The 17,628-nt window shown below is 72.8% G+C and carries 16 protein-coding genes; 4 read left to right on the top strand and 12 right to left on the bottom strand.

Annotated elements, in window-relative coordinates:
• Positions 1 to 120 precede the first annotated feature (120 nt).
• Positions 121 to 876 (top strand): SIS domain-containing protein, encoded by a 756-nt coding sequence (locus tag AB0G20_RS17870; protein WP_361302908.1) that lies wholly within the window; start codon positions 121 to 123, stop codon positions 874 to 876.
• A gap of 235 nt (positions 877 to 1,111) precedes the next feature.
• On the opposite strand, the gene AB0G20_RS17865 is transcribed toward AB0G20_RS17870, so the two are convergent.
• Positions 1,112 to 2,569, bottom strand: a complete 1,458-nt coding sequence (locus AB0G20_RS17865) for a PAS domain-containing protein (RefSeq protein ID WP_361302905.1) — start codon at positions 2,567 to 2,569, stop codon at positions 1,112 to 1,114.
• 128 nt (positions 2,570 to 2,697) lie between these two features.
• Complete coding sequence (locus tag AB0G20_RS17860; RefSeq protein ID WP_361302902.1) at positions 2,698 to 3,114, bottom strand: RidA family protein; 417 nt, start codon at positions 3,112 to 3,114, stop codon at positions 2,698 to 2,700.
• Positions 3,115 to 3,187: 73 nt separating this feature from the next.
• Here AB0G20_RS17860 and AB0G20_RS17855 point away from each other — a divergent pair, with 73 nt between their 5' ends.
• A complete protein-coding gene (locus AB0G20_RS17855) occupies positions 3,188 to 4,093 on the top strand; it encodes a LysR substrate-binding domain-containing protein (RefSeq protein WP_361302899.1) in 906 nt (301 codons plus the stop codon).
• A gap of 381 nt (positions 4,094 to 4,474) precedes the next feature.
• Entirely contained in the window at positions 4,475 to 4,885 is a 411-nt protein-coding gene (locus AB0G20_RS17850) for a diadenosine tetraphosphate hydrolase (RefSeq protein ID WP_361303834.1), read from the top strand.
• 51 nt (positions 4,886 to 4,936) lie between these two features.
• On the opposite strand, the gene AB0G20_RS17845 is transcribed toward AB0G20_RS17850, so the two are convergent.
• On the bottom strand, positions 4,937 to 6,037 hold the full coding sequence (locus AB0G20_RS17845) for a citrate synthase 2 (protein WP_361302896.1): 1,101 nt from the start codon (positions 6,035 to 6,037) through the stop codon (positions 4,937 to 4,939).
• A gap of 281 nt (positions 6,038 to 6,318) precedes the next feature.
• Here AB0G20_RS17845 and pdxH point away from each other — a divergent pair, with 281 nt between their 5' ends.
• Positions 6,319 to 6,987, top strand: coding sequence for a pyridoxamine 5'-phosphate oxidase (gene pdxH, locus AB0G20_RS17840; RefSeq protein WP_361302893.1), 669 nt, complete (start codon positions 6,319 to 6,321; stop codon positions 6,985 to 6,987).
• A 13-nt stretch (positions 6,988 to 7,000) separates the two neighbouring features.
• Here pdxH and AB0G20_RS17835 read toward each other — a convergent pair whose 3' ends face one another.
• From AB0G20_RS17835 to AB0G20_RS17795, 9 genes are read right to left on the bottom strand one after another with little or no spacing between them, the layout of a single operon-like run.
• The gene (locus tag AB0G20_RS17835) at positions 7,001 to 7,558 is read right to left on the bottom strand and encodes a hypothetical protein (RefSeq protein ID WP_361302890.1); all 558 of its coding nucleotides are present in this window, start codon (positions 7,556 to 7,558) and stop codon (positions 7,001 to 7,003) included.
• Positions 7,559 to 7,560: 2 nt separating this feature from the next.
• A complete protein-coding gene (locus AB0G20_RS17830) occupies positions 7,561 to 8,172 on the bottom strand; it encodes a TetR/AcrR family transcriptional regulator (protein WP_361302887.1) in 612 nt (203 codons plus the stop codon).
• Positions 8,160 to 8,894: an enoyl-CoA hydratase family protein gene (locus tag AB0G20_RS17825; protein WP_361302884.1), complete on the bottom strand. Its 735-nt coding sequence runs from the start codon at positions 8,892 to 8,894 to the stop codon at positions 8,160 to 8,162. Before AB0G20_RS17825 ends, AB0G20_RS17830 begins: the two co-directional genes overlap by 13 nt.
• Entirely contained in the window at positions 8,891 to 10,459 is a 1,569-nt protein-coding gene (locus tag AB0G20_RS17820; RefSeq protein WP_361302881.1) for a 4-coumarate--CoA ligase family protein, read from the bottom strand. Before AB0G20_RS17820 ends, AB0G20_RS17825 begins: the two co-directional genes overlap by 4 nt.
• A 39-nt stretch (positions 10,460 to 10,498) precedes the next feature.
• Positions 10,499 to 11,620, bottom strand: a complete 1,122-nt coding sequence (locus AB0G20_RS17815) for an acyl-CoA dehydrogenase family protein (protein ID WP_361302878.1) — start codon at positions 11,618 to 11,620, stop codon at positions 10,499 to 10,501.
• Between the two features lie 55 nt (positions 11,621 to 11,675).
• Entirely contained in the window at positions 11,676 to 13,520 is a 1,845-nt protein-coding gene (locus AB0G20_RS17810) for a biotin carboxylase N-terminal domain-containing protein (RefSeq protein WP_361302875.1), read from the bottom strand.
• An 8-nt stretch (positions 13,521 to 13,528) separates the two neighbouring features.
• Positions 13,529 to 15,127 (bottom strand): carboxyl transferase domain-containing protein, encoded by a 1,599-nt coding sequence (locus AB0G20_RS17805; protein ID WP_361302872.1) that lies wholly within the window; start codon positions 15,125 to 15,127, stop codon positions 13,529 to 13,531.
• Positions 15,124 to 16,791, bottom strand: a complete 1,668-nt coding sequence (locus AB0G20_RS17800) for an acyclic terpene utilization AtuA family protein (protein ID WP_361302869.1) — start codon at positions 16,789 to 16,791, stop codon at positions 15,124 to 15,126. Before AB0G20_RS17800 ends, AB0G20_RS17805 begins: the two co-directional genes overlap by 4 nt.
• The gene (locus AB0G20_RS17795; RefSeq protein ID WP_361302866.1) at positions 16,788 to 17,582 is read right to left on the bottom strand and encodes a TIGR03084 family metal-binding protein; all 795 of its coding nucleotides are present in this window, start codon (positions 17,580 to 17,582) and stop codon (positions 16,788 to 16,790) included. The genes AB0G20_RS17800 and AB0G20_RS17795 overlap by 4 nt, the downstream gene beginning before the upstream one ends.
• Positions 17,583 to 17,628: the final 46 nt, after the last annotated feature.

The raw sequence follows: 17,628 nt of genomic DNA, 5'->3' as shown, positions 1-17,628 counted from the left end.
GCTCTGGGACTTCCCGGCGCCCGGCGCGCGGGCACTCATGGCCGTATTGACACCGCACTGGTCCAGACCGCACCGTGATGCGCGACACAAGCCGCCGAGGCCAGCCCGAAGGGACCCCGTATGAGCGACCGCGCGCCGGCCGGCCAGTTCCTCGACGCCGCGATCGGCCTGTTGCGGCAGCTCCGCGACGAGGAGACCGACAGCATCACGGCGGCCGGGACGCTGCTCGCCGACACCGTCGCGGGCGGCGGCCGGCTCTTCGCCTTCGGCGCCGGACACTCCTCCCTCGCCGCGCAGGACCTCGTCTACCGCGCCGGCGGTCTGGCGCTGATGAACCTGCTCGCCGTGCCGGGTGTCGTCGGCGTCGACGTCATGCCCGCGCCGCTCGGCTCCGCCCTGGAACGCGTCGACGGCCTCGCGAGCGCCGTCCTCGACAGCTCCCCGCTCCGCGAGGGCGACGCCCTGCTGATCATCTCGCTGTCGGGGCGCAACGCCCTGCCTGTGGAGATGGCCATGAGCGCGCGCGCCCTGGGCGTCAAGGTCATCGGCGTGACGTCGGTGGCCTACGCCGCGGAGACGAAGTCCCGGCACGCCTCCGGGACGTATCTGAAGGACCACTGCGACCTCGTGCTCGACTCGAAGATCGCGGTCGGCGACGCGGAACTCACCCACGACGACATCCCGGCCCCCTTCGCCCCCGCCTCGACGGTGGTCACCTCGGCCCTCCTCCAGGCCGTCATGGCGACGACGGCCACCGCCCTCGCCGACCGCGGCATCGAACCGCCCCTGCTGCGCTCCGGCAACGTCGACGGCGGCCACGACTGGAACGCCCGGGTGATGGAGCAGTACCGCGACCGGATCTTCTACCGGTACTGAGGGGGCTGGGCGGACGCCTCTCACTCCGGGCCCGCCCACCCCGTCCGGTACCGGGGCCGCAGCCGCCACCGTCGCCGCTCGGCCGCCGGCAGGGCCCGTCCCAGCCCGGCAAGCGGACCACGGCCCGCGCCCCCGGCTCCGGGCCGACCACCCCCGCCCGGCACAAAGGGGCCACGACCGGCCACCTTCACCGCTGGTCCGACAGCCCAGCCCGGCAGACCGCGGCCGACGCGTCTCACTCCCCGTCCGGCAACCCCGCCAGATCCAGCGCCGCCGCGATCCGCAGCGCCACGTCCTCCGCGTACATCGCGTCGGAGCGCTCGAAGGCGCTGCGGCCCGCGCCCCGCAGGAACGTCAGGACGCCCAAGGTCCGGCCCCGGCTGCGCAGCACCGCGCACAGGGCGTGGACCGCGTCCGGGGGCCACTGGCGGGCCAGGGCCCACTCACGGGCCGCCTCGGGCGGGGCGGCGCCCGCGCTCGCGCGCAGGGCTCCCGCGCGCTCCACGGATTGCAGGGCCGGGTGCCCCTCGGCGTAGCGGACGGGCAGGCCCGCACGGCCGGCCAGCTTGCTCGGGCCCGGCGCTCCGGAGGGTGTGGCGGCGACCCGGACCAGCCGGACGGGCCCCTCGGCCTCCACGTCGGTGAGCGCTCCGCCGGCGACCCGGTCGATCAGCGCGTGGTCGGCGAACCCGGCCAGGGCGAAGTCCAGATGGATCGTCGCCGCCTCCGCCGGGTCCTCGCACTCGGCCGCGGCCCGCGACGCCCGGTGCAGCTGCTGCGCACGGAACCGCAGCAGGGATGCCTCCTGCTCGGCCTGCTTGGCTTCCGTCACGTCCTGGAACAGCCAGCCCACACCCAGCGGAACCGGCTCCTCCGCGAGCGGTGAGGCCAGCCGCAGGAAGCCGCTGCGCCAGCACCGGCGCTTCTCGCCCTCCGAGGCGCGCACACTCACCCACACCTCGGCGGGCGCGGGCGGGGCGCCCTCCGCCAGCACATGCTGCAGCGCGCTCTCCAGCTCCTCCACGCCCTGCGACAGCAGCTCCCCGAGCGGCCGTCCCAGCACCGACGTGCGCCCCGTGCCCAGCGCCCGGGCCGCGTGCGCGTTCACCACGGCCGGCCGCAGGTCCACGTCCACCAGGACGACACCCCAGCTGGCGTCCTCGAACAGCGCCTCGCTCAGCGCGATCGACCGCTCCAGATCGATCTGTGCGTGCACCTCGCTGAACGCGCAGTACACACCCGCCGGCTTTCCGTCGGGCCCGCGCACCGCGGCCGACTGCGTCCGGACGAGCACCCGCCCGCCGTCCTTCGTCAGCAGGGCGAACTCGTGCACCTGCCGCCCGGGCGCGTGCATGACCGACAGCAGCCGCCCCTCGACCTCCTCGGCGTCCGCGGTGCGCACGGCCCACCCGGCCAGTCCACGCCGCCCGACGGCCTCGTCCGCGCTCCACCCCAGGATCCGCTCGGCTTCGCGGTTCCAGTGCGTCACGACGCCGTCGGCGTCGAACGCGCACAGCGCCGCGTCCATCCCGTCCAGCAAAGCGGCAAGCAGATCCGAACCATCCGAGTTCTCGCGCTCGGGCTCGTCCGGCCCCAGCTCGTCGGTGGTCCCACTACGCCGGGAAGCACTCACCTGGACCCCCTGCAGGCTGCGTCCGCACGTACGGCACGTCGGTTCGCTCCTTGCAATCATTCAACTGGAACGTGACCCAGCGCACACCGAGTTCCCACAACATTGAAGGAATCGTTGTACGGCGGCAATCCCCACGTCAACGCCACGGAGGCCGCCCGGCCGCCCACGTCGACAGCCGATCGACGCCGTCAGTCGATCAACGGCACGGCCGCGGCGCCGCTCCCCCGCCGCGCGTACACCTCGATCTCGATCTTCATACGGGGGTCCGCCAGCCCGCACACCACCATCGTGGCGGCGGGCCGCACCTCACCGAAGCACGCGCGGAGCACCGGCCAGCACGGCTCGAAGTCCTCCCGCTCCGGCAGCAGGTACCGCACCCGCACGACGTCCGCGAACGAGGACCCGGCCTCCGCCAGCGCGGCCCCGATGTTCCGCAGACACTGCTCGGCCTGCTCCACCACGTCCTCGGAGATCGTCATGTCCACGTAGTCGAACCCGGTCGTCCCCGACACGTGCACCCGGTCCCCGTCCACGACGGCCCGGGCGTAGCCGATCCGCTCCTCGAACACCGAACCACTGAGAATCGCCTGCCGCCGCTCCGTCATGCACCGCACGCTAGGCAGGAGATCGCTCATACGTCTAATACGAGACGAGGGACGTCCTGATATCCCTGACGTTATGGAACGGCGCCCGGAACTGCTCCCCCTCCCGCAACTGCACGCCTTCGTCGTCCTCGCCGAGGAACTGCACTTCGGCCACGCGGCCGACCGGCTCGGCATCGCCCAGCCCCCGCTGAGCCAGCAGATCCGCCGCCTCGAGGACAAGGTCGGGCACGCCCTGTTCACCCGGCCCCCGGGGCGCGTCGCCCTCACCCCCGCCGGACGGGAACTGCTGCCCGCCGCCCGCCACGCCCTCACCGGCCTCGCGGACGGTCTGGCCGCCGCCCGTGCCGTCGGCAGCGGCCGCACCGGCCGCCTGCGCATCGGCTTCGCCGCGTCCCTCGCCCTCACCGTTCTGCCCGGCCTGCTCCGCACCCACCGCGAGCGCTATCCGGGCGTCGACCTCGACATCCGCGAGATGACCACGGCCCCGCAACTCGTCGCGCTGCGCGACGGCACGATCGACGTCGGCCTGCTGCGGGAGCCTCCGGAGGGCGACCCCGAGCTGGCCTTCCGCACGCTCCTGACCGAACCGTTCGTCGCCGTGCTCCCCACCTCCCACCCCCTCGCGGCCCACCGCACAGTCGCCCTGGCCGACCTGGCGGACTCCCCCTTCGTCCTCCTGCCCCGCGAAGCGGGCCCGGGCCTCCACGACCGCATCACCGCCCTCTGCGCCACCGCCGGCTTCACCCCCCGGGTCACCCAGCAGGCCGTCGAATGGCAGACGGTCTGCGCCCTGGTCGAAACGGGCCTCGGCGTCTCGTTGGCACCGGCGGCGATCCGCCGCATCCGCCTCGGAGGGGTGGCGTTCCGCCCCCTGACCCCGGGCGACGCGAGGACCCGCGTGTCGGTCGGCCGGCGCAGAGTGGACCAGAGGCCGCTGGTGGCGAATCTGCTGGAGACGATCGCCGTCGGGCCGGCCTGAGGGGCCGTCCCCAGGTCCCGCGTCAACATCTCGGAAAAACAGTTGAGCCGCCCGCGGGGGGCTGCCTAGGGTGGCAAGCACTTCAGAAGGGAGGTGGTTCGGCAGATGTATGGATACCGGACGGAAGAGGTGGCTGCGGGCTGACGGCCCGACACCACATTCAGTGCGGTGCCGAGCCAGCGCGTGAGCGCACGTGCAGCCGGCCCAATCTCAAGCAGTCACCCGACCCGCGAGTCGCCGGTACGTCCGGCCGGCTCCTCCTCAGGAGGAACCAGACTCGCGGGTCGCCTGCGTTTACTGCGCTTCTCGGGGGCGACGACGGTGGATACGTGGCGCGACGATCGGATCGGCAGCGCCCTGCGGGGTGAGAACCCGGCCGTGATGCGGAGGCTGGACTCCGGGTTCGCGGCGATCGGGGATGTGCAGTTCCTGCCCGGCTACTCGGTGTTGCTGACCGACGATCCGGCGGTGCAGCGGTTGTCCGAACTGCCGCGGAGCGGGCGGCTCGCGTTCCTGGCCGACATGGACCGGCTGGGGGAAGCCGTCGAGCGGGCCTGCCGTCGGGCGGGGCCGGGGTTCCGGCGGGTCAATCTGGAGATTCTCGGGAACGCGGACGGGTTCCTGCACGCGCATGTGTGGCCGCGGTACGACTGGGAGCCCGCGGAGCTCGTTCGGCTGCCCGTGTGGCTCTACCCGCGGGAGATGTGGAGCGAGGAGCGGTACGCGCTCGGTCCGGCGCACGACCCGCTGCGGGAGGCCATCGGCGCGGAGCTGGATCGCCTCGCGGGGTGAGACACACGGACGGCCTCACCCGGAGGTGGGTGAGGCCGTGAGCGGGGCGGATCAGTGGGCGATGTCCTCGTAGCCCTCGATCTCGCGGGGGTTGCGGGTGCCCGGGCCGGTGTAGCGGGCCGAGGGGCGGACCAGGCGGCCGGTGCGCTTCTGCTCCAGGATGTGGGCGGACCAGCCGGCCGTGCGCGCGCAGGTGAACATGGACGTGAACATGTGGGCCGGGACCTCGGCGAAGTCCAGGACGATCGCCGCCCAGAACTCGACGTTCGTGGCGAGGACGCGGTCGGGGCGGCGGGCGTGGAGCTCCGCGAGGGCGGCCTTCTCCAGGGCCTCGGCGACCTCGAAGCGGGGCGCTCCCAGCTCGCGGGCCGTGCGGCGCAGGACCCTCGCCCTCGGGTCCTCGGCGCGGTAGACGCGGTGGCCGAAGCCCATGAGGCGCTCACCCTTGTCCAGGGTCTGCTTGACGTAGGCCTCGGCGTCGCCCGTCCGCTCGATCTCCTCGATCATGTGCAGCACGCGGGAGGGGGCGCCGCCGTGGAGCGGGCCGGACATCGCGCCCACCGCGCCGGAGAGCGCCGCCGCCACGTCCGCGCCGGTCGAGGCGATGACCCTGGCCGTGAACGTGGACGCGTTCATGCCGTGCTCGGCGGCGCTCGTCCAGTACGCGTCCACCGCCGCCACGTGCTTGGGGTCCGGCTCGCCCCGCCAGCGGATCATGAAGCGCTCGACGACGGACTGGGCCTTGTCGATCTCCCGCTGCGGAACCATCGGCAGGCCTTGGCCGCGGGCCGACTGGGCGACGTACGAGAGCGCCATGACGGCCGCTCGGGCCAGGTCCTCGCGGGCCTCTTCGGCGTCGATGTCGAGGAGGGGCTTGAGGCCCCAGACGGGCGCCAGCATGGCCAGGGCGGACTGGACGTCGACGCGGATGTCGCCGGAGTGCACGGGGATGGGGAACGGCTCGGCGGGCGGCAGACCGGGATTGAAGGCGCCGTCGACGAGCAGGCCCCAGACGTTGCCGAACGAGACATGGCCGACGAGGTCCTCGATGTCGACGCCCCGGTACCGGAGTGCGCCGCCCTCCTTATCCGGTTCGGCGATCTCCGTCTCGAACGCGACGACTCCCTCGAGCCCGGGTACGAAGTCGGACATCAGGCGGCTCCTCGTGATGTATGTGACAGATGGTGTGATGTGGGGTGGAACGAACCATGTGTCAGTCAGCTGGCGAAGCGGGCGGCCGCCCAGTGGATCCACGGTCGCCCACGCGACTCGCGGTCCTGGCCGGTCTCCCCCTGTGATGCCCCGAACGGCTGGCGGTCACCCAACCGCAACGGCACGGAAACGATATCCCCGAGTGCCACCGTTGGGGAGGGGTCACGGCACTCAGTGCCACGCAGTGACGAAGGACACCGTCCATACGGCAAGATGACCGGGTGACCGACCGCGACGACGTCCCCTTCGATCTGGCCTCGATGCGCAAGCAGTACCGGGCCGAGGGGCTCTCCGAGACCGAGCTGGCCGCCACGCCCGTCGAGCAGTTCGCGCGCTGGTTCAAACAGGCCGCGACGGACGGCGGGCTGTTCGAACCGAACGCCATGATCGTCTCGACGGCCGACGCCGAGGGGCGGACGAGCTCCCGTACGGTGCTGCTCAAGCACTTCGACGAACAGGGCTTCGTCTTCTACACGAACTACGACTCCCGCAAGGCACGTGACCTGGCGGAGAACCCGTACGTCTCGCTGCTGTTCCCCTGGCACCCCATGGCCCGGCAGGTCATCGTGACCGGGGTCGCCCGGCGCACCGGCCGGGACGAGACGGCGGCGTACTTCCGCACCCGGCCGCACGGCTCACAGCTGGGGGCGTGGGCCAGCGCCCAGTCCTCGGTGATCTCCACCCGCGCCGACATCGACGGCGCGTACGCCGAGCTGGCCGCCCGCTACCCGGAGGGCGAGCAGGTGCCCGTGCCCCCGCACTGGGGCGGTTTCCGGGTGGCCCCGCAGGCGGTGGAGTTCTGGCAGGGCCGCGAGAACCGGCTGCACGACCGGTTGCGGTACGTGGAGCGGCCGGACGGGAGCTGGCGGGTGGAGCGGCTCAGCCCCTGAGGCTTCCTCGGGTTCAGATCGCTCCCCACACGTACGCCGTGCGGTGGCCGTCGAGCAGGGCGGCCAGGCGGGTGCGGAAGTCCTCGGTGAGGTCGGGCCAGTTCCAGAACTCGAAGCCGAGGTGGCCGAAGGCCAGGGGGCACTCGTCCCAGGCCCAGTCCGGGACGGCGACGGCCGCCGTGCAGGCGGGGCAGGGGACGGACGCGCTGCCGGTCTCGTACCAGGTCTGCATCGCGGTGCTGAAGCGCGGCCATACGGCGTCGTCCAGCGCGGTGACCGCCCGGCAGTGCGGGCAGACGGCCGCCCCCGGCATGTCCGCGCCGCTGGTGAAGCCCGTGCGGCCGGTGTGGACGGCGAGGCCGTCCCAGGGCTCGTGGTCCCAGTCGTCGGTCACGGCCCGTTCCCAGTGGGGGCCGGGGGGATGGCCGAGTGGTTGTCCGAGGACGCAGTTCGTGCGGTCGGCGAGGACGACGCCCTCCGCCACGAGCCACTCCACGACCCGGTGTGCCAGGGCTTCGGCGTCCGCCGTGCCGGCGTCGAGGTCGACGATCGTCTGGAACCGGTCCCCCATGGTCAGCCCAGCGTCTCGTCCAGCAGCCCCGCCCACTGGGCCACCACCCGTTCCCGGCGGGCCGCGTCGTCCGTGAGGAGGTTGGCGAGGCCCAGGCCGCGGGCCATGTCGAGTAGGCCTTGGACCGTTTCGCGGACGCCGGGGACGGATTCGTCGGCGGCGAGAAGGTCGACGGCTATGCGGTGGGTCTCACGGCCGACGCGGGATTCGAGCTCGGTGACGCGGGGCCGGAGCTGCTCCTCGTCGGAGGCGGCGACCCAGAGGTGGAGGGCCGCGCGGAACAGCGGCCCCGTGTAGAGGTCGACCAGGGCGGCGACGACGGCGTGCCGGTCTCCGGCCGCGCCCTCGGGGAACAGGGCGCGCAGGGCCGTGGAGCGTTCCTCGGCGACGTACTCGACGGCGGCCGTGAAGAGGTCCTCGCGCGTCGGGAAGTGGTGCTGGGCGGCGCCGCGGGAGACGCCGGCGCGTTCGGCGACCACGGAGACGGTGGATCCTGCCCAGCCGTGTTCGGCCAGGCAGGACACGGCGGCTTCGAGGAGCCGCTGCCGGGTGGCCCGGCTGCGGTCCTGCTTGGGGACTCTCTCGGCACGGTCGACCGTGCTCACACCACCCATGCCGGATCCCGTCGTTCGAGGAAGGCCGTCATCCCCTCGCGGGCCTGCGGCGAGGAGAACAGCCGGGCCGAGAGCGCGGTCAGGTCGGCGGCGTCCCGGTCGAAGGCTTCCAGCACCCTAGCCGTGAGCAGCCGTTTCGTCTCGGCCAAGGCGTCGGGGGCGGACTTGCGCAGGCCGTCCAGGATGGGGGCCAGGGCCGTGTCGACGTCGTCGGCATGGGTGGTGAGCAGGCCCGTTGCGGTTGCTTCCGCCGCGTCGAAGCGCTCTCCCGTGAGGTAGTGGCGGGCCAGGGCGCGCGGGTTCGTGCGGGGCAGGAGCGGGAGGGAGATGACCGCGGGGGCGACTCCGATGCGGACCTCCGTGAAGGCGAAGGTGGCTTCCGTGGAGGCGGCCGCGATGTCGCAGGCGGCCAGGAGGCCGAGGCCGCCCGCGCGGACGTGGCCGGTGACCCGGGCGACGACCGGTGTGGGCAGCTCGATGATCTGCCGCAGCAGGGCGACCAGCGCCTCGGGCGGTGGCGGGTCCTTGAGGTCGGCGCCCGCGCTGAACGTGTTGCCGGTGTGCGTGAGGACGACCGCGCGGACGCCGGGGTCCTTGCCGGCGGCGGTGAGCGCGTCGGCGAGCTCGCCGACCAGGGCCGCCGACAGGGCGTTGCGGTTGCGCGGCGAGTCGAGGGACAGGGTCTCCACGGCACGCGCGCGGGTACGGGCGATCAGCGTCATGCGCTCTCCCTGAGCTGTCGGCGGAGGATCTTGCCGGAGGCCGCGCGGGGGACGCCGACGATGAAGGTGACGCGGCGGATCCGCTTGTAGGGGGCCACGCGCTCGGCGACGTACATCATGACCTCCGCCTCGGTGAGGTCCGCGGCGGACGGCTGGCGGACCACGTACGCGTGCGGGACCTCGTTGCCGTCGTCGTCGTACCTGCCGACGACGGCGGCGTCGGCGATGCCCGGGTGGGTGAGGAGCAGGGCCTCCAGCTCGGCGGGGGCCACCTGGAAGCCCTTGTACTTGATGAGTTCCTTGACCCGGTCGACGACGAAGAGCCAGCCGTCCCCGTCGACGTGTCCCACGTCCCCGGTGTGCAGCCAACCGTCGGGATCGATCATCGCGGTGGTGGCGTCGGGGCGGCCGAGGTAGCCCTTCATGACCTGGGGGCCGCGGATGAGGATCTCGCCGGATTCGCCGGCGGGCAGGTCCTTGCCGGGGTCGTCGAGGGAGACGATGCGCATCTCGGTGCCGGCGACGAGCTTGCCGACGGTTCCGGGCGGGGCGTCGTTCATGGCGTCCAGGGGGACGACGTGCGTGCCGGGTGACAGTTCCGTCATGCCGTAGGCCTGGCCGACGGGCGGCAGGCCGAGGCGCTGGGAGCAGGCGGCGGCGAGACGGGCGTCCAGGGGTGCGGCGGCGCTGATGATGTAGTCCAGGGACGACAGGTCGTACTGGGCGACGGCCGGGTGCTTGGCGAGGGCCAGGACGATCGGCGGGGCCACGTACAGCGCGTTGATGCGGTGGTTCTGGATGGCCGCGAGGAACTGCTCCAGATCGAAGCGGGGCAGGACGACGACGGTGGCGCCCTGCCGCAGGGGCGCGTTCATCAGGGCCGTGAGGCCGTATATGTGAAAGAAGGGCAGGACCGCCAGGACGCGGTCCCCCGGGCCCGCGGGGACCGCCGGGTGGAGCTGGGCGAGGTTGGTGGCGATCTGCCGGTGCGTGAGCATCACGCCCTTGGGGATGCCGGTGGTGCCGGAGGAGTACGGCAGCGCCGCGATGTCCTCGGCGGGGTCGATGGCGATCTGCGGCTCGGGGGCCGCGGAGGCCAGCATGTCGATCAGGGAGCGGTGGCCGCTCGCGCTGTCGCACACGAAGATCTCGCGTACGCCGCCCGCGAGTTCGGCGGCCCGGCGGGCGACGTCCAGCAGGGGTGAGACGGTGACGATCCAGCGGGCCGCCGAGTCCCGCAGCTGTTTCGCGAACTCCTCGGCGGTGGCGAGCGGGTGCACGGTGGTGACGGTGGCACCCGCGCGTGTGGCCGCGTAGAAGGCGGTCGGGAAGGCGATGGTGTTGGGGCTGTGCAGGGCGAGGACGTCGCCCTTGCGGACACCGGCCTCGGCGAGGGCGGCGGCGACGCGCCGGTGGAACCGGTCCACCTGCTCGTACGAGAGGGTGGTGCCGTCCGTGCCGTCGATCAGCGCCGGGATGTCGCCGAACTCGGCGGCCCGGGCCAGGACCGCGTCATGGATGGGCAGGTCGACGGGCGGGACGTCTGCGTACTCGCTGCGGAACATGGCTGGTTCCTCCTCGCGGCGCGGGCCGTCTCAGGGTGCTCAGTACGACTTGGGCAGGCCCAGGGTCTGGTGGGAGACGTAGTTGAGAATCATCTCCCGGCTCACCGGCGCAATACGAGCCACGCGCGCGGCCGTTATCAGCGAGGCGAGGCCGAACTCGCGCGTGAGGCCGTTGCCGCCGAGGGTGTGCACGGCTTGGTCGACCGCCTTCACACAGGCCTCACCGGCTGCGTACTTCGCCATGTTGGCGGCCTCCCCGGCGCCCATGTCGTCGCCCGCGTCGTAGAGGGCGGCGGCCTTCTGCATCATCAGGCGGGCGAGTTCGAGGTCGATGTGCGCCTGGGCCAGGGGGTGGGCGATGGCCTGGTGGGCGCCGATGGGGGTGTTCCAGACGGTGCGGTCGCGGGCGTAGTCGATGGCTTTCGCGAGCGCGTAGCGGCCCATGCCGATCGCGAAGGCGGCCGTCATGATGCGTTCGGGGTTGAGACCGGCGAAGAGCTGGAGGAGCCCCGCGTCCTCGTCGCCGACCAGGGCGTCGGCGGGCAGCCGTACGTCGTCGAGGGTCAGCTCGAACTGCTTCTCCGCGGCGTGGAGTTCCATGTCGATGGGGCGGCGGGTGAAGCCGGGGGTGTCGCGCGGGACGATGAAGAGGCAGGGCTTGAGGCGGCCGGTACGGGCGTCTTCGGTGCGGCCGACGATGAGGGTCGCGTCCGCGATGTCCACGCCGGAGATGAAGACCTTGCGGCCGGTGAGGAGCCAGTCCGCTCCGTCTTTTCGTGCCGTGGTGGTGATGCGGTGGCTGTTGGAACCCGCGTCGGGTTCCGTGATGCCGAAGGCCATGAGGCGGGTGCCGTCGGCCAGGCCGGGGAGCCACTGTTGTTTCTGGGCGTCCGTGCCGAAGCGGGATATCACTGTGCCGCAGATGGCGGGTGACACCACCATCATGAGAAGCGGGCAGCCTGCGGCGCCGAGCTCTTCGAGGACGATGGAGAGTTCGGAGATACCTCCGCCGCCGCCTCCGTACTCCTCGGGGAGGTTGACTCCGAGGTAGCCGAGTTTGCCTGCTTCCGACCAGAGTTGTGTGGTGTCGGATCCGCGGCCGTTGCGGTTGCCGAGTGCGGAGACCGCTCCTCGTAGGGCTTTGTGGTCTTCGGTGTCCATGGGTGTCCTTTCGGGTGCGGGAGCGTCGTGGCTGGTCGCGCAGTTCCCCGCGCCCCTAAGGGGTCTCTGTCACCACTGCCAGGAGTGAGCCCGGCTCGACCTGTTGTCCGGGTACGGCGTGCAGGGCGCTCAGAGTTCCCGTGGCCGGGGCTGTGATCTTGTGCTGCATCTTCATCGCCTCCAGCCAGAGGAGGGGGTCGCCGGCCTTGACGGCTGTGCCCACGGTCAGGCCTTCGGCGACTCGGACGACCGTGCCCGGCATGGGGGCCAGGAGGGAGCCCGGCGCGTGCTGGGCGGTGGGGTCGGGGAAGCGGGGCAGGGCTGTCAGGGCGGTGCGGTTGACGTAGACCTGCTTGCCGTAGCGGGTGACCTCGTACTTCCGCTCCACCCCGTCCACTTCGAGTACGACCAGTCCCGAGTCGGCGTGCACCACCCGCACCCCCTCCGCCTCCAGGCCCTCCCTGGTGTGCCGGTAACGGGCCTCGTGCTCCTCGCCCGCCATCAGGTACCGCTTGATCTGCGGCTGGGACGGGACGTTGCGCCAGCCGCCGAGGCGGGAGCGGCCCTGGGCGTCGGCGAGGGCCGCGGCCAGGGGGGCGTGCGGGTCGGGGGACGGCTCGGTCAGGTCCGGCAGGTGGCGGTCGTAGAAGCCGGTGTCCATACGGGCCGCGGTGAACTCCGGGTGGCGCAGGGAGCGGACCAGGAGGTCGCGGTTGGTGACGGGGCCGTGGAGCACGGTGCGTTCCAGGGCGGCGGCGAGCCTGCGGACGGCTTCCGTGCGGGTGGGGGCGTGCGCCACGACCTTGGCGAGCATGGGGTCGTAGTGGACGCCGATCTCGTCGCCGTCCGTGTACCCCGTGTCCAGGCGGACCGAGCCGGGCACGGACAGGCGGTGCAGGCGGCCGGTCTGCGGGGACCAGTCGCGGGCGGGGTCCTCGGCGTACAGGCGGGCCTCCACGGCGTGGCCACGCGCGCGCGGCGGGTCGGTTCCGAGGGGGTGGCCCTCGGCGATCCGGATCTGCTCCGCCACCAGGTCGATGCCGAAGACGGCCTCGGTGACGGGGTGCTCGACCTGGAGGCGGGTGTTCATCTCCAGGAAGTGCGCCCTGCCGTCGGCGACGAGGAACTCGACCGTTCCGGCGCCCACGTAGTCCACGGCCCGGGCGGCCCGTACCGCGAGGGCGCGGACCTCCTCGTCGAGCGCGGTGGACAGGCCGGGCGCCGGGGCCTCCTCGATCACCTTCTGGTGGCGGCGCTGCAGGGAGCAGTCGCGGGTGCCGAGGGCCCGGACGGTGCCGTGGGTGTCGGCGAGGATCTGCACCTCGACGTGGCGGCCGTTCTCCACGTACGGCTCGACGAAGACCTCACCGTCCCCGAAGGCGCTCGCGGCTTCGGCCCGTGCGGCGGCGAGTTCGGCGTCCAGCTCCGCCAGGTGCCGTACGACGCGCATGCCGCGGCCGCCGCCGCCCGCCGCCGCCTTCACCAGCACGGGCAGGTCGGCCTCGGTGACCTCGGTGAGGGGCTGGATTCCCATGAGCTGCTTGGCGCGGGTCTTGGACGCCATGGCCTCGATGGCCTGCGGGGGCGGGCCGATCCAGCGCAGGCCCGCGTCCAGGACGGCCCGGGCGAATTCGGCGTTCTCGGAGAGGAAGCCGTAGCCGGGGTGCACGGCGTCGGCGCCGGCCGCGACGGCGGCCTTCACGATCAGGTCGCCGCGCAGATAGGTGTCGGCGGGCGCCTCCCCCGGAAGTCGTACGCTCGCGTCGGCCACGCGCGCGTGGAGGGCGTGTCCGTCGGCGTCCGAGTGCACGGCGACGGTGCGGATGCCCAGGTCGCGGCAGGTGCGGAAGACCCGGCACGCGATCTCGCCCCGGTTGGCGACGAGCAGAGTGGAAATCATCTGATGCCTCACATCCGGAAGACGCCGAAGCCGCCGCGCGCGCCCTCGTAGGGGGCGGTGTGGATCGCGGAGAGGCACAGGCCGAGGACGGTGCGGGTGTCGCGCGGGTCGATGACGCCGTCGTCGTACAGCCGCCCGGACAGGAACATCGGCAGCGACTCGGACTCGATCTGCTGCTCCACCATGGCGCGCAGCGCCGCGTCCGCCTCCTCGTCGTAGGGCTGCCCCTTGGCGGCGGCCGACTGGCGGGCGACGATCGACAGCACGCCGGCGAGCTGCTGCGGGCCCATGACGGCCGACTTGGCGCTGGGCCAGGCGAAGAGGAAGCGGGGGTCGTAGGCCCGGCCGCACATGCCGTAGTGGCCGGCGCCGTAGGAGGCGCCCATCAGCACGGACAGATGCGGGACCTTCGAGTTGCTGACGGCGTTGATCATCATCGCGCCGTGCTTGATGATGCCGCCCTGCTCGTACTCCTTGCCGACCATGTAGCCGGTGGTGTTGTGCAGGAAGAGCAGGGGGATGTCGCGCTGGTTGGCGAGCTGGATGAACTGGGCGGCCTTCTGGGACTCCTCGCTGAACAGGACCCCCTGGGCGTTGGCGAGGATGCCGACCGGATAGCCGTGCAGGGCGGCCCAGCCGGTGGTCAGGCTCGTGCCGTACAGCGGCTTGAACTCGTCGAAGTCGGAGGCGTCGACGATCCTGGCGATGACCTCGCGCGGGTCGAAGGGGCTCTTCAGGTCGCCGGGGACGATGCCGAGGAGTTCGTCGGCGGAGTACTTGGGCGGCTCGGCCGGGCCCGGATCGCCGTACGCCTTGCGGTGGTTGAGGCGGGCGACCACGCGCCGGGCCTGCCGGAGCGCGTCCTGCTCGTCGACGGCGAAGTGGTCGGCGAGGCCCGACACGCGCGCGTGCATCTCGCCGCCGCCCAGGGACTCGTCGTCGCTCTCCTCCCCGGTCGCCATCTTCACCAGCGGCGGACCGCCGAGGAACACCTTCGCCCGCTCCTTGACCATGATCACGTGGTCGGACATGCCGGGGATGTAGGCGCCGCCCGCGGTGGAGTTGCCGAAGACGACCGCGACGGTGGGGATGCCGGCGGCGGACAGGCGGGTGAGGTCGCGGAAGACGGCGCCGCCGGGGATGAAGATCTCCTTCTGCGACGGCAGATCGGCGCCGCCGGACTCCACCAGGCTGATGCAGGGCAGCCGGTTGGCGAGGGCGATGTCGTTCGCGCGCAGGGCCTTCTTCAGCGACCAGGGGTTGCTCGCTCCGCCGCGCACGGTCGGGTCGTTGGCGGTGATCAGGCACTCCACGCCCTCGACGACGCCGATGCCGGTGACGAGGGACGCGCCGACGGTGTAGTCGCTGCCCCAGGCAGCCAGCGGGGACAGCTCCAGGAACGGCGTGTCGGGGTCGAGGAGCAGCTCGATGCGCTCACGGGCGAGGAGCTTGCCGCGCTTGCGGTGCCGTGCGACGTACTTCTCGCCACCGCCCGCGAGGGCTTTGGCGTGCTCGGCGTCGAGTGCGGCGAGCTTGGCGAGCATGGCCTCGCGGTTGGCCCGGTGGTCGGGGCCGGCGGGGTCGAGCGCGGAGGTCAGGACGGTCACAGCAGGGCCTCCGGTATCTCCAGGTGGCGGGAGCGCAGCCATTCGCCGAGGGCCTTGGCCTGCGGGTCGAAGCGGTGCTGGGCGGCGACACCGGCGCCGAGGATCCCCTCGACGACGAAGTTGAGGGCGCGCAGGTTCGGCAGCGCATGCCGTACGACGGTCAGCTCGCGGCTCTCGGGGATCAGCTCGCGGAACCGGTCGACGGTCAGCTCGTGCGCGAGCCACCGCCAGGCGTCGTCCGTGCGCGCCCACACTCCGGCGTTGGCGTTGCCGCCCTTGTCGCCGCTGCGGGCGCCCGCGACGAGGCCGAGGGGGGCGCGCCGGGTGGGCCCGGGCTCCGGCGGCTCCGGCAGGGGCGGCTCCGGCACCTCGTCGAGTGCGGCCGTGTCGTGGGCCGGTGGCACGGGGATCCTGCGCCCGTCGTGGAGGACGGCCACATGGTCGACTCCCCCATGGGGGACGTACACATCCTCGAAGACCCCATAGGGCGAGCCCTTTCCGGGTGGGGCCAGCACATGGAAGCCGGGATAGCTGGCCAGCGCCAGCTCCACGGCCGCCCCGCTCAGCGCCCGCCCGACGGCCCCCTGGTCGGGGTCCCTCACGACGAGCCGCAGCAACGCGCTCGCCCTCTCCTCGCTCGGTGCGTCGGGACGGTCGGTGCGGGCCAGTTCCCAGCGCACGTCGGCGACCTTGCCGAGGGCCGGTTCCATCTGGTCCCGCACCAGGGCTGCCTTGGCCTCGATGTCGAGGCCGGTGAGCACGAAGACGACCTCGTTGCGGAAGCCGCCGAGCCGGTTGAGCCCGACCTTGAGGGTGGGCGGTGGCGCCTCTCCGCGCACGCCCTCGATCCGCACCCGGTCGGGCCCGTCCTGGCTCAGCCGTACGGTGTCCAGCCGGGCGGTGACGTCCGGCCCCGCGTACCGGGCACCGGCCGTCTCGTACAGCAACTGCGCGGTGACGGTGCCGACGTCGACGAATCCGCCGGTGCCGGGGTGCTTGGTGATGACGCAGCTGCCGTCCTCGTGCAGTTCGGCGAGCGGGAACCCGGGGCGGCGGACGTCGCCGTCCCGGAAGAAGGCGTAGTTGCCGCCGGTGGCCTGCGCCCCGCACTCCAGGACATGCCCCGCGACCACGGCACCCGCCAGCCGGTCGTGGTCCTGCGGTGTCCATCCGAAGTGGGCCGCGGCGGGCCCGGTGACCAGGGCGGCGTCCGTCACCCGCCCGGTGACGACGACGTCGGCGCCCGCCCGCAGGCACTCCGCGATGCCGAACCCGCCGAGGTAGGCGTGGGCGGCGAGGCTGCCGGGGTGCGCTGCCGTGAGGTCGTCACCCGCCACGTGGGCGACGCGCACGGGGATGCCCAACCGGTCCGCCAAGTGCCGTACGGCGTCGGCGAGTCCGGCCGGGTTGAGTCCGCCGGCGTTGGTGACGATCCTGACGCCCCGCTCGTGCGCGAGCCCCAGGCAGTCCTCCAACTGCCGCAGGAACGTGCGGGCGTATCCGGCTGCGGGGTCCTTGAGGCGGTCCCGGCCGAGGATGAGCATGGTCAGCTCGGCGAGGTAGTCGCCGGTGAGGACGTCGAGTTCGCCCCCGGTGAGCATCTCGCGCATCGCGTCGGAGCGGTCGCCGTAGAAGCCGGAGGCGTTGCCTATGCGGAGGGTCACGAGGCGGACTCCTTCGGCGGGCGTCCGCTGCCCGGCGGTCCCGCGAAGGCCTGCGCGATGCCGAGCCAGCGGTCGGCGTCGGGGCCGTCGGCGCGCAGGGCGAGGTCGGTGCGGTGGGCGCGCTGGGTGACCAGCAGGCAGAAGTCGAGGGCGGGCCCGGTGACCCGCTGCGCGGCGTCAGCGGGGCCGTACGTCCACAGGTCGCCGGAGGGGGCGCGCAGTTCGACGCGGAACGGGTCGGCGGGCGGGGTCAGGCCGTGCACGCCGAAGGCGAAGTCCCGGGTCCGTACCCCGAGCCAGGCCACGTGCCGCAGCCGGTCGGTGGGCGGGCGCACCACACCCAGGGCCTCGGCAACGTCCTGCCCATGGGCCCAGGTCTCCATGAGACGGGCCGTCGCCATGGAGGCGGCCGACATGGGCGGGCCGTACCAGGGGAAGCGCGCCTTGGGCGGGGCGGCCCGCAGGGCTTCCTCCAGTGCCCTACGGCCGCCGCGCCACCGGGCGAGCAACTGGTCGGGCGGGAGCTTCGCGCCCTCCTCGGCGCCCTCGTCGACGAAGGAGTCCGGCGCGGCGAGGGCCTTCTCGACCAGCGTGTGGAAGCCGTCGGCGTCCGTGACGGCGAGCAGGGCCGAGCGGTCCGTCCAGGCGAGATGGGCGATCTGGTGGGCCACGGTCCAGCCGGGCGCGGGGGTCGCGAGCGACCAGCGGTGCGGGGTCGACCCGGCCACGAGGCGGTCGAGTTCCTCGCTCTCCTCGCGCAGATCGTCGATCACGGATGTCGGATCGGACACGGGCGCTCCCCTCGGGGCACGGCGGTGTGCGGGGTGGTGCGGCGTG

The sequence above is a fragment of the Streptomyces sp. NPDC024017 genome (assembly GCF_040638895.1).
Lineage (GTDB): Bacteria > Actinomycetota > Actinomycetes > Streptomycetales > Streptomycetaceae > Streptomyces.
This window is presented reverse-complemented; position numbering and strand designations above follow the sequence as displayed.